Below are 13,375 nucleotides of genomic sequence, written 5' to 3' on the forward strand. Positions count from 1 at the left end.
GGTGAAAAAACCGAAGAAAAACATTGGGGAGGGACACCATGCGACGTCTCATTACTGCGCTCCGTGCGCTCACGGGGCTGCTGATCGGTGCGCTTTTGGCGTGGTCGGGACAAGCCAGTGCGGTACCGGCTTTTGCCCGTCAGACCGGGATGGCATGCATGGCGTGCCACGTCAGCTTTCCTGAACTGACACCCTTCGGCCGCTTCTTCAAGATGACCGGCTATACGCTGGCCAACAACAAGACGATTCCGCTCTCGGGCATGGTGCAGATTTCGCGCACCAACACGCGGACGATCGATCAGGAAAACTTCGACTTCGTTCGCAACGGAGACACGGTTCCGCAGCAGGTGAGCCTGTTCTACGCTGGACGCATTGCGGGGCCCGTGGGTGCCTTCGCTCAGTGGACGTACGACGGTATTGCGCACCACAGCGCGCTGGACAACACCGATATCCGCGCTGCATGGCACCTCACGCGCGAGGACGTCGAGTTCATCTACGGCGTCACGGTCAACAACAACCCGACGGTGTCTGACGTGTGGAACAGCACGCCGGCCTTCGGGTATCCCTATGCGGCGCCCAGCATCGGCGTGCCTCCCCTGGCGGGCACCCTTGTCGACGGCGCCCTGGCGCAGCAGGTGGTAGGCGCCAGCGCATACGCATTCTGGCAACGCCATATCTACGCAGAACTGGGCGCCTATCGGACTGCCGATCAGGCCTTCTCTGTGTTCCGTGCCGGGCAGGACACCGCAACCCCGGGCGGCGTTGCGCGCTTGAGCGGCGCGAACCCGTACTGGCGTCTGGCATACAACCAGGAGTGGGGCTCGCATTCGGTCATGTTCGGCACATTCGGCTTGCTGGCCAACCGGTATCCCGACAACACCATGCCGGGCACACCGACCGATCGCTTCAAAGACTATGCGCTCGACGCGCAGTACCAGTACTTGACCATGACCCATGCGTTCACGGCGCAGATGGCATGGATCCACGAGCAACAGAACTGGCGGGCGAGCTTCCCGAGCGGTGGCATCGGCGCGGGCCCCACTCCGGCCAACCCAACCGATCATCTCGATACCTTCAAAGCCAAAGCGTCGTACTACTACCAGCGCAAGTACGGGGGGTCGGTCGCGTACTTTTCAACAACAGGCAACGCAGACCCCGGCCTGTACGCCCAAGCGCCTGTGACGGGCAGCGCCAACGGGCGACCAGACACACAAGGCGTGATCCTGGAACTGGACTATTTACCGCATCCGCAGATCAGGCTCGCGTTGCAGTACACGTGGTTCCTAAAGTTCAACGGCGCCCATGCCAATTACGACGGCAACGGCAGAAACGCGGTCGACAACAACACGATTTACCTGCTTGGCTGGTTCATGTTCTAGCCGTAGGTCACGCGCGAAGATGCGAGGGGGGAGAACGCCATGAAAGGATTCCATCAGCCCAGGCGAGTCTGGCTGACCGCGCTGGCAGCGTTGGCGATGATCGGCTGGTCGAACATGGCGGGTGCGCAAGATGGCGAGAAGCTTGCCGCGCAGCTGTGTTCTTCGTGCCATGGGGTGCACTGCAAGAGCGAAGCGCCGATGTTCCCGCGCCTGGACGCACAGATGCCGCAGTACCTGGAAGCGCAGTTGAAAGGCTTCCGCACCCGTGGCCGGGGTGAGACCGATGCACAGGCCTTCATGTGGGGTATCGCATCGCAGCTGGACGACGCAACCATTGCATCCTTGGCCGAATACTATGCGCGGCAGACAGCACCTGCCGGCCCTGCAGGTGACCCTGCACTGATGGCGCGCGGCAAAGAGATTTTCGAGCACGGCCTGCCTGCGGACGGCGTACCAGCATGCGCGTCGTGCCACGGGGCCCAAGCGCAGGGCAACGCAACCTTCCCGAGGCTGGCGGGCCAGCATGACGCCTATCTCTTACGGCAGATTACGGTGTTCAAGAACGGCACGCGCGCCAACGCTCCCGTGATGAGCGCCGTTGCACACACGCTGTCAGACGACCAGGCGAAAGCGGTTGCTGCGTTTTTGCAGGCTCAGTAGCGGGGTGCAGAACCAACCGGCTTAGGTACTCAGCAGCCGGTTGCCCGCCTGCAGCGAAATCTCGTTGGCCACGATCTGCTCAAGCTCCGGCCAAGTCACGGGCAACCGTACAAACACACTGTTATTGTTGTCCGACGAGACGCACAGCTTGATGTGGCTGACCTGGTTGTTCACCCCGCACCCCACATGAAGGATGCGTGTGGTCGCCGACGGGTGCCACACCACGTTGCCGAGAAAGTATGTGTGAGCGCTGCCCCGCTCCACTGGGTCGGTGACCAAATCGAACGTGCTGCTCAAGAATGAGTGAAGCTCGTCGATCGTCATGTTTGAGCGTAGCCCCAGCAGTTCGCCAGCATCCTTCCTCCGCAGTGGTTTGCATTTTTCGAGCGTACCGGGAACGTACGTTTCTGGCCGGAAGCCGTCAATCACGACAGCGTTTCGACAACGAACATCCGCGATTCCTGGGCTTCCTGCCGATCGGCCTTGATCGGCGCATAGGTCTCGGAATTGTAGAAAGCTAGCGCTTGGGCCAGCGTCGGGAACTCGAACACACCGGCCATCGGCAACGGCGCTTCATCGCCCTCCAGAACCTGCGCGACAGGGCCGAAATGCAAGATTCGCCCACCCGCCTCTTGCAGCGCAGCTTGAAAGCGCGGAGCAAGCGCCGCCTGCTTGGCAGAGTCGATGATGCGTAGATTGACGTGTACGTATGCCGGCATTGTGCCTCCTAAATAATGCATATACATTATTAAGGGAAGGCAGGATTGTCAAACGGGGTAGGCATGAAGGGTTTTGATCCAGAGGCTTTGAAGAACGTTGCTGCGGAGTGTCCGGGCTTCCAGGCACGCGCAACGGCGCGCGCACTCACGCGCTACTACAACGCCTGTTTCAAGCCGCTCGGGCTAACGGCGGAGCAGTTCAGCCTGTTGGTTGGTATCGGTGAAGCCGAGGGGACGACGCTGGTTGAGCTAGCGGATAAAGCCGGAGTCGACCCCACTACCCTCAGCCGATCTGTCCAGAATCTGGAAAGCCGGGATTTGGTCCACGCCACTGGCGGACGCGGCCGAGCTGGAAAGCAGTTGACCCTCACGACATCCGGGCGTCGACTCGTGGCGAATGCGCTCCCGGTGTGGAGTTCAGCCAAAGCAGAACTTGCCGGTCAGATGGGCGATAAGGAGCTTCGTTCAGCAACGCAGGCAATGGCGAAACTGGCCAACGCCGCAGAGTCCTCGCGGGCGTAAGGGCTTCCCGCCTGTTCACGGCGCAACATCGCGTCGACGCCGCGCTGGGTGCACCTCAGTTTCTAACCCGCCGACGCTCTAGTGCTGCGCGTCCTTCGCGGCACGATCGATCAGATTGGCCACCACGGCGGGGTGTGAGACCAACGACATATGGCTCGACTTCACTGTCGTCACGCGGGCTCCGATCTGATGGGCCAACGTGCGCTGCACTGGCGTCTTGAGCGCATGGTCTTCTTCAGTCACGAGATACCACGTTGGCTTGTCGTGCCAAGCCGCATGAGAGACTTTGCCTGCAAAGGCAGATACGGAAATAGGGACCTGCGTAGCAGCAAGAATGCGCGCACGGGGCTCGGGCACATCGCCCGCCATGACGTCGCGATAGGCTGCCGGGTCGTCGAGCCAGATGAAGCCTTCATTGTCGGGCTTCAGGCCATCCATGGGCGCCTTCAGGCGCGTCAGCAGATCGGACACGGATTCTCCGCTGTCCGGTACCAGCGCAGAGAGGTAGACGATGCTTTTGACGTTGTCTGCGTTCCCCGCTTCAGTCACCACGGCACCGGCATACGAGTGCCCCACCAGAATGACGTCTCCCGACTGCCGGGCAAGAACGCGGCGGGTGGCAGAAACGTCGTCTGCCAGAGAGGTGAGCGGGTTCTGAACAGCGGTCACGTGATAGCCCTTGCGCTGCAGTGCTGCGATGACCTCAGACCAACTGGATCCGTCAGCAAACGCACCATGTACCAGGACAACGTTCTTGATGGAGTGCTGCACTTCCTTTGCCTCGCTGGTTGCGGTGAATAGACTGGCCGTCAGTCCGAACATGATGACTGCAGCTTCTAGCCATCGCAAAGCGGCCTTGGAGCGTGGGGATGCCTTCATAGACGGGTCTCGCACGGTGGAAGCGGAAAAAAGGTGATGCAGATGCCTGAATCTACTGCCGTGAGAAGAGCGTGCTCAGATACGCACGAACGTCACGGATGGCAGCTTCGCGTGCCTGGGCGTTGGCTCCGACATGCGGGCCCAATTGAACGCATGCATCCTTGAACGTGAACTCGGATTGCGTGGCGAGGTTGATCAATATCCCCTTCTCGTCTTCAGCAATCTCGCACGCGCGCACGGTTTGCGAGCCCTTGGCAACTGTGGGTGCCATGTCTAACGGCAGATCGAATGCGTGAGGCGCATCGGGGTACACCGTCATGGCGACGTCGTTACCGGCCTTGCGCAGGCGCTCCACGTAAGCCGCGCATTTTTGGGGCGGGTCGTAATCGTCCGCAGCGCCATGAAACTCCCGGATGGGGGCATCGACGTCGGTGTCGTCGCGATAGCGCGTCATGCAGTCGGGATAAAACGGAATGTATGCCTGGAAGCGCGCACCGCTGGTATTCCACAGCCGGTGAAGCCTGCGCATTGACGCATACAGCGTGGCCTGCCCGCCTCGCGAAAAGCCCATCAGCACGATCCTTTTGGAATCGATTCTCGGATGCTGCGCCAGCACGGAAAGCGCACCATATGCATCGATGATGAGATTCAGCCGACCCAGTTGGCTTTGGTCACGACTGGTCGAAACAATGCCTCGCCCAGTGAAGCCGTCGATGGCGAAGGTGGCGATGCCCATGGCATTGAATATGCGCTCCCACATCTCGATGTTGGGGCCAATGCCGCTGGAGCCGTGAATGAGCACCACCGCCGGCTGGCGGCCACTCGCCTGGGCCAGGCGCAGCACGCCGCCCACCATCACGGGCTTTCCATCTTTGCTGCCGGTCAAGACCTGAGTGTCCGACAGCGTGAACGACGGAATCGCATGCACTTCAACATGCGCTGCAATATCACCGCTTTGCGCGTGCGATGCGGTGGCCCAGCAGCACAGGGCAAGGGCGAAAACAGTCAACCACTTCATTGCCTATCCTCCTGGCGTCAGCCTTCGGTTTTGAGCGTACCGCGCGAAATCGGATCTCGCTCCGACGATTCGAATAATGCCCTGAAGTCGCCTTCTCAGCGTGCTGACGAAATAAGTCCCAAGCCCGACCGCAATGCGCGTAGATTGGGCATCAGGCGCTGGCCCTGTCGGCGCACTCGGCAGTCAGTGCAGAGCCTTCGATGCCGACCTTGCCGTTCTTCGCTGCGTTCGCAGCAGGAACGATAAGAGCCTAAGGCGGTTCACCCCTTTACGGCGGGACGTGTTCTGAAGCTAGGGCTGAGAACCTGGCGCAAGGAAATAGCGCACCCCGGAGGCAATATGACACGCACCACCGAGTATCGCGGCTTTCAGATTCATGTGGATCTCGTTGAGACGTCTGAAGACATGTTTGATCTGTGGTTCCGGATCGAAGGACCCATTGAGACCGCTGGCGTGATAGCGCTGGGCAAGCGGATCAAGATTCATGGGGGACCCTTTTCCAAGCGTTGGGCGCACTTGGTAGGAGAGGTGGCAGGGCGCGCCGCGGTGGACGTCATTCTTGGCCCCGAGGATGTTCCTCCGGCCGCGCAGGAATGGTAGGCAGCGCAGGTGCCTTACCAAGTGCAGATTGCTTGGTCAGTCGCCATTGGCATATCGGCCTTCGGCTCAGCGCTAGTGAGCGCTTGAACCTCGACGCGAGGACGGGTCGGCTCAACATCGCCAAAGATCATGGCGATGGGCACTTCAGTAGCATCGCGCCCGGTACCAATCCGCAGGAGCCCCATGGGCATCGATCCGTTTGATGGATCGAGCAGATTCCACTGGTTGCCCAGGTACACCTCTACAAATGCGTGGAAATCATTTGGGCCGAGAGCAGGGTCGGCTCCGTAGTTGACGCTCGTCGCAAAACGGGCCGGAATGCTTAGCGCGCGACACAACGCGATCATCAGATGGGCGTAGTCCCGGCATACGCCATGCCGATCCACCAATGTGTCCACCGCAGAGGTTTGCTCGCTCGTGGATAGCGGGATGAACTGCACATATCGGCAGACCCAATCCCGAATCGCAAGGACAAGCGCATACCCGCGCTGATACCCGCCAAACTCCCGGCGCGCAAATGCCATGAGGCGGTCGGATTCGCAATAGCGGCTGGGCGCCAGGAAGGGAATAACATCCAGCGGCAAATCCGCAATACGAACCTCAAACAGTGACTGCGGTGGCGTGAGCAGGTGGCGCATATCAACGGTGGCCACATAGTTGATGGCGAGATGGCCGCGCGGTGCTCGCACCCGTAGATGACGATTCAGTAAGGTCGATTCCGTCTGAAGCGTGGTCGGAATTGCAGGGGTCAGTTGCAGCGATTCAGCAACGATTGTCTGGCGCGCGGTCTGCGCCGCGTGAAAATTGAAGATGAAGTCTGCGGCCTGATCGCGAATCTCATAAGCCAGGCAGATTGAGTACTGCATTCGAACCATTCGAACTCCTGACGCCCGGCATGGCTGGGTCGCTTGCGTAGACGGTGGCCCTTGAGAGCGCCACCGGACAGACCTTCGGATTTGACCTCATAGGACGGTCTACTCGCCAGCCATAGATTGGCCCGGCACAAGCCCATTGATGATGTCCTCTGCGCCCTGCGTGGCCGCGCGCTTCGCAGCGCCTACGTTGTCCCATGGCTCGCCTCTTAGACGAAAGACGCGGGAGCGCTCATCGTCCATCGTCTCGCCTTCAAGACAGATGACGACCGAGACGCTGTACGCGCGGTCGGGGCGTTTCTCGTGCCACTCGCGCGGTGGGTTGAACGGGTAAATCAGGGGGTAAATCGCGAACCCTTTGTAAAAGGATGTCGGGTAGGTGTCCATGGTGGATCTCCCATAGGAAAAGCGAGCGGGCCGGGCTACGCCCTTGGTGCTCTGATGGCAAGGCGAGAATGCCCGGGGGCGGGTGAAGTGCGAGCCGTGCTGGAAAAACGACTCGGAGAGGCAGCTTGGGAGGCTGGATCGAGGTAGAACGTCCGCGACGCGTCGATCAGAGGCGAGGCAAATTTCTCTTGTGCCGGGGCCGACAATGCGCCCCGCTGATATCCGTACCCCACTCTACTCCGATATCGGGATCGTGGGCCCGGGTATTTCTTGAGGCGCCGCGCGTCGCATTGCGCGCTGTGATGCTGCGGGTTGCCAAGTCAGCAATGCAAGTCGTTCATCCGCCCGCGCGTTGAACGAGTTGGCAGGGCGCACTCACCGGCCCCGGACCCCGGCAAGCGCAGCACGCGGTATGCCTGTCGCGAGCATGTGCCGACGGTCAATACGCAATCATCGGCTTTTGGAAATCACGTCACTCATATATTGGTTCAAATCGCGAAAATCCTGAACGGTCCAGGAGTGCGGCGCCAGCTTTACGCCGTTCTCCCTCAAGGTTCTCGGAATCAGGTCTCCGTTCGGGCGAAGTATTACGGATGAGACGATGACGCCCGGATAATCATTGAGTCGCTTTTTGAACGCAGCGGTCGTGAGGTCAGGCGTGGGGGGATTGCTTTTCTTGGCCAGTGGCCCCGTGCCCTTGATATCTGCGCCGTGGCACATCGCGCATCTCTGTGCGTAGAGATTCTTCCCGTTGATGTTTTGCGCGAAGGATAGTGATGGTTGAGTCAACGCCAACGCTCCTAGCAAAACGATGAACAGTTCTCTTGCTTTCATTTGGTCTTGTCGTATCACGCAGATTGCCGGGCCCGGGAGTATAGACTCGTAGGCGCGGAATGGCCGTTGTTGGCTGCGGATTCAACCGGTCGATGCAACAAATTGATGGAATCGTTCCGCAGGTTCCAATGGAACGCCAATAGGCATGTGGGCGTTGTCCGTGCTCACCGACTACCGCTGATTAACCTCTTCGCGAAATCCTGGCACGCCCCTTCGAGGGGGAGACAGCCGTACCTTAAATTTATGGAGTCCTTGTATGACCGAATTAGGCGCGCACGCCGCCAGCGTCAACGTCGAGCTCTTCAATGCGACGCAACAGCAACAGGTCATCGACACCATCCTTTACGTGCAAAACGTTGAGTTCAAGGTGGGGCTTTCACTTGAGGACCAACCAGACCTCTTGGACATCGAGACGCACTACGTCGCGACTGGCGGGCAATTCTGGGTCGCCCTGGCGCAGGACGGCCGAGTTGTCGGCACCATTGGCCTGCAGGCAAAACCGAATGGCATCGGCATTCTCAAAAAGCTATTCGTGCTGGCGGACTACAGAGGCAAGCAAACGCAGTGTGCGGCGAAGTTGTTTAACGCCGTCATCGAGTTCGCTCGCTCGTCTGGCATCGTTTCCATTGTGCTCGACACGCCGTCGATCGCAACGCGCTCTCATGCTTTTTACAAAGCAAATGGATTTCGGGAGATCCCTCAGACTGAGGTGCCAGTGAAGTACGACTACGTGGACCGGAACTCGCTCTTCTTCCGCCTCGATCTCATCTGACGCTGTGGAACCGGATCTCGGGGAAGGCATTGTCTACAAGTCGGGCTCGCCCAGTTCACGCTTGCCCAGCATGGGATAGCGTCCGTTCCGTGACCCCACGCGGCTAGCTAAGAGCCGCTAACAAAACCGGGGCCCCGCGCAGATTAGCGGCTCTAGTTCGATGCGGATTGGGTCGGAGCGGTACCACTGCCGCGTATGAAAGCAAGAACGGCATCGGCGACAGACTCGTCCGTCGTATTGAACGAGAACACGGTCGACAGATGGTCATGCCCCGCCAAGCGGACAAACGAGGCGCAGCGGTCCAGCCGGCAACGTGCGTTCTGCAACTGCAGCGCCTGGCGCTCGAAGGGCGGCGGCTCCAGCGCGCTCACAGCCACCAGCATGGGCAGGCGGGTCCGCACAAGACCCTGGAAGCTGGAGCGCTCAGCATAGCGGTGGGGGTCATCACCGAAGTACGCCTTAAGTGGGGCGCTCGGCTCCGCGGTGGTTGGATCGAGGATGCCGGCCGACAAGAGGATGACCCCGGCTAGCCCGATTTCAGACTGCCCGTGAAATTGCTGTTGCCCAACGTACGACGCGACCAACGTGCCACCCGCTGAGTGCCCGAGTAGGTAGACGCGTTGTGGGTCGCCACCGTGCACAGCGATGTTCTCCTGTACCCAGCGCGTGGCCAGCCCCACATCTTCGGCGCCGACCGGCCACGGGTTCTTCGGCGCCAAGCGATAGTTGATGTTGACGCCGACCATGCCGTGGTGTGCGGCCCACAGCATCACGTTGTCGTAGAAGGGGCTGTCGGCAGTGTGCTTGTCCCCCGAGACGAAACCGCCACCATGCACGAAGATCAGCACGGGGCGTGGTGTGGTGGCGGGCGTGTCTGGCGCGAACACGTCGAGCCTTTGCGCGGCATCTTTGCCGTAGCTCACCTCGCGCGTGACGCGCGTGCCCACGTACGACTGATGCTTGAGAGTGGGTGCGTACAACGCGGTCACAGCCGGTAGGTCGACGGCGTGACCGATGGCGTTGAGCTTGCCGCCGATCTCGGGCGGAACTTGGGCCACCGCGTGCAGGGCAACAAGCGAAAGGCTACAGGCGAAGGTGTGGCGGATAGACATTCTGAATTCCGGTGAACTGATTTTGCGCAAAGGGTGCAGTGTCGAGAACCGCGCGAGATTCGACGCCTCCACGTAGAGACCATCGGAGACCGATTCCTAGAAGCGCGTGGTCAGATCCACCGCCCAGGCCGGCAACCAGTTCACCACCCAGGTTTCCAGATGCTGGTCGGCCCGAGTCAACGTCATCACACCAAGCACCATGAGGATGACGCCAAGCACCGGCTTGCCCAGTCTGCCCGCAGACAGCAACCGCCCGCGCAGCTTCGCCAAGGTGGCGTTTGACAGCGTACCGAGCAGCATCAGGGGGGTGCCGGCTCCCAGGCCGAACACGATCATCAGCAGCACGATCTTGCCAAGGTCGCGCCCCTGCGCGGCCAACGCGATTGCGGCCCCCAGCGTCGGCCCCGCGCAGGGACTCCAGATGGTGCCCAGTACCAGGCCCACAAAGAACTGCCCGCGCAGCCCGCCCACGTCGAGGCCAGACAACCAGCTCTGTCCAACATTGGCAACACCGGCAGTGGCCATCACAAAGCGCCGCTGCAGAGCGGGCAGCAATAACATGCCGCCCGCCGCCACCAGCAGCCATGCCGAAATGCGCTGTAGCACCTCTGCATCCAGCCCGATCGTGACTCCAACCGTGGCAACAAACATTCCCATCGCTGTGAACGACAGCACCAGGCCCGCCGTCAGCGCAGTTGCGCCCCAGCGATGCGCTGATGCCGCGCCCGCCAACACGATGGGGAGTAGCGGCAGCACGCAAGGGGACAGGGTCGACAAGACTCCGGCCACATAGCCCAGGCCATAGGTTCCCAGTCCGAATTCCATGTCGTTCCTGTCTATCGGTTGCGGGTTGCGGTCATGGCGGCGTTACTGCAGCGGTTTAGCCAGCAGCGCGGCAATGGAATCAGGGTTGGTGTCCCCCACAGAGCGGCCGAGCTCGGTCTCGCCCTTGAAGGCGATGAGGGTGCTGCGGGAGGTGACCTTGAGCGCAGCCTGCACGGCTTTCTCCGTGTCGAAATCGACGCGCATCACCGTCAGGCTCTTGAATCGGTCTTCGGATTCCAGCGCAGAAATCACCTGCGCCTGCTTCTTGCACACCGGGCACCAGGGCGCATGCACATGCACCACAACTGGCTTGCCTGCTGCACGCAGGTCGTCAAACGACTTCTGGTCAAAGGCCTGCTCGCCAGCATGGGCAAAGACACCAGACAGCAGCAAAACAAACGCAACAAGGCTCCGAGTAATCAAGGCCATCGTGTACTCCAGTGGTTGAACTATCGTGATTGGAATGCCGCTGCGGCAGCGCGAGGGGCTTGCATGCCTAGTCGACGGACGCATCGTAGAAGGGCCCACCAACGCCTCACAACTGAAGCTTTTCTGACGAAGAATTCAGGAAGAGGCTGAGGCCTCGCAAGGTAGAATCCGCCGACCAGGCAATGCCCCGGGGGCTCGGCAAAAAACACCATGCGCATCCTTGTCGTTGAAGACGAAAAAAAGCTGGCCCAGGCGATTCAGGAACACCTTGAAAGCGAGCGATACGACGTGCGCGTGGCCAGCACGGGAGAGGAAGGCTTCTTCCTGCTGGGCACCGAGCCGTTTGATCTGGTGGTGCTCGACCTGATGCTGCCAGGGCGAGGCGGTATCGAAATCCTCTCGACGCTGCGCGCACGCGATGCAGCCACGCCGGTGATCATCATCACGGCGCGCGACACGGTAGAAGACCGCGTGCACGGCCTGGACAGCGGCGCAGACGACTACCTGGTCAAGCCCTTCGCACTGCCGGAACTGCTCGCGCGGGTACGCGCACTGTTGCGGCGGGGAGCGGCCGAGCCCGCACTCAAGCTCAAGTACGCGGGGCTCGAAATGGACCTGGTGACGCGCGAGGTAGCGCGCGACGGTCGGCTGCTGGACCTGACCGCGAAGGAGTTCGAGATTCTCGAATGTCTGGTGCGCCATCGCGGCAGCACGGTCACGCGCGCCATGATCGTGCGCGACATCTGGCAGGACGTGCCGCGAGCGGCGCCGCTGGACAACGTAATTGATGTGCACATTGCCCGCCTGCGCAAGAAAGTTGATACCGGGTTCGATCACCCGCTCCTGCACACCATTCGCGGCGTGGGTTTCATCCTGCGCCACGCCAGCTGATGCGAGTCGGCGCTGGTAGCGTGCGGCAGCGCCTGACGCTCTGGTACGCGGTCTCGCTCACGCTGATCTGCCTGGTGTTTTCTGGTTGCGTCTTCCTGCTCACGCGTGCGAGCAATATGGTGCTGCTGCGCACACAGGTAGACCGAGACGTCGAGCAAGTCGAGCAAATGCTGCGTGAAGAAGGCGGCCTGCACAGCGCGGGCTTGCGCGATACCGGAATACTCGCGCGCATCGCAGCATCTGGGCAGCCGGCGCAGGCCACGCGTGCCTGGCAGGTAAGCACGTTGAACGCCAGATCCTCAGACCCCAGCAACCCCTACTGTGTCGAGAAAGCCTCCAATGGCCGCCACTACTACCTGCGCACTGCCATGACCCAGCACGCGGGCGTGGCATACCGGGTGACCGTGGCGCAAGACATGGAACAAACCTATGTCATCGAGCGCAAGCTCATTCTGATGACCTGGGTGGGCTTGCCGTTTGCACTGTTGATCAGTCTCGTTGGCGGATACATCCTCGCCGGGCGGGCGATTGCTCCGGTTGGCAAGATGGCGCGCATGGCGGGTGAAATATCGGCTGACAACCTGTCGCAGCGTTTGCCCGCCGATGGCCCTGACGACGAGTTCAATCGCTTGGCCACGGCCTTCAACGACACGTTGGAACGTCTGGAAGATGCGTTTGCGCGCTTGCGCCGCTTTACCGCGGATGCTTCGCATGAACTGCGCACGCCACTGACGGTGATTCGTAGCGTTGGCGAGAACGCGCTGCAGCACCCGCAAGATGCCGCGCGACAGGCCGACGCCATGAGCAGCATCCTGGAAGAAACAGACCGCCTGGTTCGCCTGCTCGACGGGCTGTTGATGCTCACGCGTGCTGAAGCCGGAGCATTGCCGTTGCAGCGAACCTTGTGCGATCTCACCGCGTTGACCGCCGGTGTAGCCGATCATCTGCGGGTGCTGGCCGAAGAGAGGCAACAAACGCTCGTGTGCTCAAGCACAAAGCGGGTCGAAGCGATGGTGGATCCGGCGACGCTTCAGCAGGCGCTGTTCAACCTGATCAGCAACGCGATCCGCTACACCCAGCATGGGGGCCGTATTGAGGCGAGTGTTGATGCCATGCCGGACTGCGCGGTGATTGAGATCCGTGACAACGGCCCAGGTATTGCCGCTGAGCATCACCTCCGCGTTTTCGAGCGCTTTTATCGCATCGATGCAGACCGCTCGCGAGAAACCGGCGGTGCAGGCCTGGGGTTGGCCATAGCAAAGTGGGCGGTCGAGCTCAACAACGGCATCATCGAACTGGAATCAGGGGATGGCCAAGGAAGCTTGTTCCGCGTGCGGCTTGGATGCGCACGGTACAGGTCCTGCTGATAGCTGTTCTGCTCGCGCGCAGTAGCCGACCGGCAGACTGTCCGTTGTCGGCTGCGGATTCAACCGGTCGATGATGGCACTGCCTACGGCCGTCCACTTCCGACCCAAA

17 protein-coding genes are annotated in these 13,375 nt (G+C 60.9%); 7 read left to right on the top strand and 10 right to left on the bottom strand.

All coding sequences use genetic code 11. The annotated features are described in order from the left end of the window. Positions 1-38: 38 nt before the first annotated feature. Together NKG59_RS24230 and NKG59_RS24235 are read left to right on the top strand one after the other, a co-directional pair. Positions 39-1,379 carry a hypothetical protein gene (locus tag NKG59_RS24230; RefSeq protein ID WP_045206739.1) on the top strand — a complete coding sequence of 447 codons (1,341 nt, stop codon included), beginning with the start codon at positions 39-41 and terminating at the stop codon, positions 1,377-1,379. 39 nt (positions 1,380-1,418) lie between these two features. Beyond that, entirely contained in the window at positions 1,419-2,039 is a 621-nt protein-coding gene (locus NKG59_RS24235; RefSeq protein WP_253542305.1) for a c-type cytochrome, read from the top strand. A gap of 21 nt (positions 2,040-2,060) precedes the next feature. Here NKG59_RS24235 and NKG59_RS24240 read toward each other — a convergent pair whose 3' ends face one another. Together NKG59_RS24240 and NKG59_RS24245 are read right to left on the bottom strand one after the other, a co-directional pair. After that, complete coding sequence (locus NKG59_RS24240; RefSeq protein ID WP_253542306.1) at positions 2,061-2,468, bottom strand: hypothetical protein; 408 nt, start codon at positions 2,466-2,468, stop codon at positions 2,061-2,063. Continuing rightward, positions 2,465-2,758: a DUF1330 domain-containing protein gene (locus NKG59_RS24245; RefSeq protein WP_253542308.1), complete on the bottom strand. Its 294-nt coding sequence runs from the start codon at positions 2,756-2,758 to the stop codon at positions 2,465-2,467. The genes NKG59_RS24240 and NKG59_RS24245 overlap by 4 nt, the downstream gene beginning before the upstream one ends. A gap of 63 nt (positions 2,759-2,821) precedes the next feature. Here NKG59_RS24245 and NKG59_RS24250 point away from each other — a divergent pair, with 63 nt between their 5' ends. Next, a complete protein-coding gene (locus NKG59_RS24250) occupies positions 2,822-3,280 on the top strand; it encodes a MarR family winged helix-turn-helix transcriptional regulator (RefSeq protein ID WP_253542310.1) in 459 nt (152 codons plus the stop codon). Between the two features lie 78 nt (positions 3,281-3,358). Here the strand turns inward: NKG59_RS24250 and NKG59_RS24255 are convergent, their stop codons facing one another. Then, entirely contained in the window at positions 3,359-4,102 is a 744-nt protein-coding gene (locus NKG59_RS24255; RefSeq protein ID WP_253542312.1) for an alpha/beta fold hydrolase, read from the bottom strand. A 109-nt stretch (positions 4,103-4,211) separates the two neighbouring features. After that, positions 4,212-5,177 (bottom strand): dienelactone hydrolase family protein, encoded by a 966-nt coding sequence (locus NKG59_RS24260; protein WP_253542313.1) that lies wholly within the window; start codon positions 5,175-5,177, stop codon positions 4,212-4,214. A gap of 339 nt (positions 5,178-5,516) precedes the next feature. On the opposite strand from NKG59_RS24260, the gene NKG59_RS24265 reads away from it, so the two are divergent. After that, positions 5,517-5,777, top strand: coding sequence for a hypothetical protein (locus tag NKG59_RS24265; RefSeq protein ID WP_253542315.1), 261 nt, complete (start codon positions 5,517-5,519; stop codon positions 5,775-5,777). A 14-nt stretch (positions 5,778-5,791) separates the two neighbouring features. On the opposite strand, the gene NKG59_RS24270 is transcribed toward NKG59_RS24265, so the two are convergent. From NKG59_RS24270 to NKG59_RS24280, 3 genes are all read right to left on the bottom strand, one after another. Continuing rightward, on the bottom strand, positions 5,792-6,652 hold the full coding sequence (locus NKG59_RS24270) for a transglutaminase-like domain-containing protein (protein ID WP_253542317.1): 861 nt from the start codon (positions 6,650-6,652) through the stop codon (positions 5,792-5,794). 99 nt (positions 6,653-6,751) lie between these two features. After that, positions 6,752-7,036, bottom strand: coding sequence for a hypothetical protein (locus NKG59_RS24275; protein ID WP_024977305.1), 285 nt, complete (start codon positions 7,034-7,036; stop codon positions 6,752-6,754). Between the two features lie 450 nt (positions 7,037-7,486). After that, positions 7,487-7,870 (bottom strand): c-type cytochrome, encoded by a 384-nt coding sequence (locus tag NKG59_RS24280; RefSeq protein WP_253542320.1) that lies wholly within the window; start codon positions 7,868-7,870, stop codon positions 7,487-7,489. Positions 7,871-8,126: 256 nt separating this feature from the next. On the opposite strand from NKG59_RS24280, the gene NKG59_RS24285 reads away from it, so the two are divergent. Beyond that, positions 8,127-8,642: a GNAT family N-acetyltransferase gene (locus tag NKG59_RS24285; protein ID WP_052672892.1), complete on the top strand. Its 516-nt coding sequence runs from the start codon at positions 8,127-8,129 to the stop codon at positions 8,640-8,642. A 152-nt stretch (positions 8,643-8,794) separates the two neighbouring features. On the opposite strand, the gene NKG59_RS24290 is transcribed toward NKG59_RS24285, so the two are convergent. The 3 genes from NKG59_RS24290 to NKG59_RS24300 form a co-directional block, all read right to left on the bottom strand. After that, entirely contained in the window at positions 8,795-9,754 is a 960-nt protein-coding gene (locus tag NKG59_RS24290; RefSeq protein WP_253542323.1) for an alpha/beta hydrolase, read from the bottom strand. 96 nt (positions 9,755-9,850) lie between these two features. Beyond that, the gene (locus tag NKG59_RS24295; protein ID WP_253542326.1) at positions 9,851-10,579 is read right to left on the bottom strand and encodes a cytochrome c biogenesis CcdA family protein; all 729 of its coding nucleotides are present in this window, start codon (positions 10,577-10,579) and stop codon (positions 9,851-9,853) included. Positions 10,580-10,621: 42 nt separating this feature from the next. Further along, positions 10,622-11,008, bottom strand: coding sequence for a thioredoxin family protein (locus NKG59_RS24300; protein WP_253542329.1), 387 nt, complete (start codon positions 11,006-11,008; stop codon positions 10,622-10,624). Positions 11,009-11,218: 210 nt separating this feature from the next. Between NKG59_RS24300 and NKG59_RS24305 the strand changes: the two genes are divergently transcribed. Both NKG59_RS24305 and NKG59_RS24310 read left to right on the top strand, forming a co-directional pair. Further along, on the top strand, positions 11,219-11,899 hold the full coding sequence (locus tag NKG59_RS24305; protein ID WP_253542332.1) for a response regulator transcription factor: 681 nt from the start codon (positions 11,219-11,221) through the stop codon (positions 11,897-11,899). Next, the gene (locus tag NKG59_RS24310) at positions 11,899-13,266 is read left to right on the top strand and encodes a sensor histidine kinase (protein ID WP_253542335.1); all 1,368 of its coding nucleotides are present in this window, start codon (positions 11,899-11,901) and stop codon (positions 13,264-13,266) included. The genes NKG59_RS24305 and NKG59_RS24310 overlap by 1 nt, the downstream gene beginning before the upstream one ends. Positions 13,267-13,375: the final 109 nt, after the last annotated feature.

The organism is Ralstonia chuxiongensis (genome assembly GCF_024158925.1).
Lineage (GTDB): Bacteria > Pseudomonadota > Gammaproteobacteria > Burkholderiales > Burkholderiaceae > Ralstonia > Ralstonia chuxiongensis.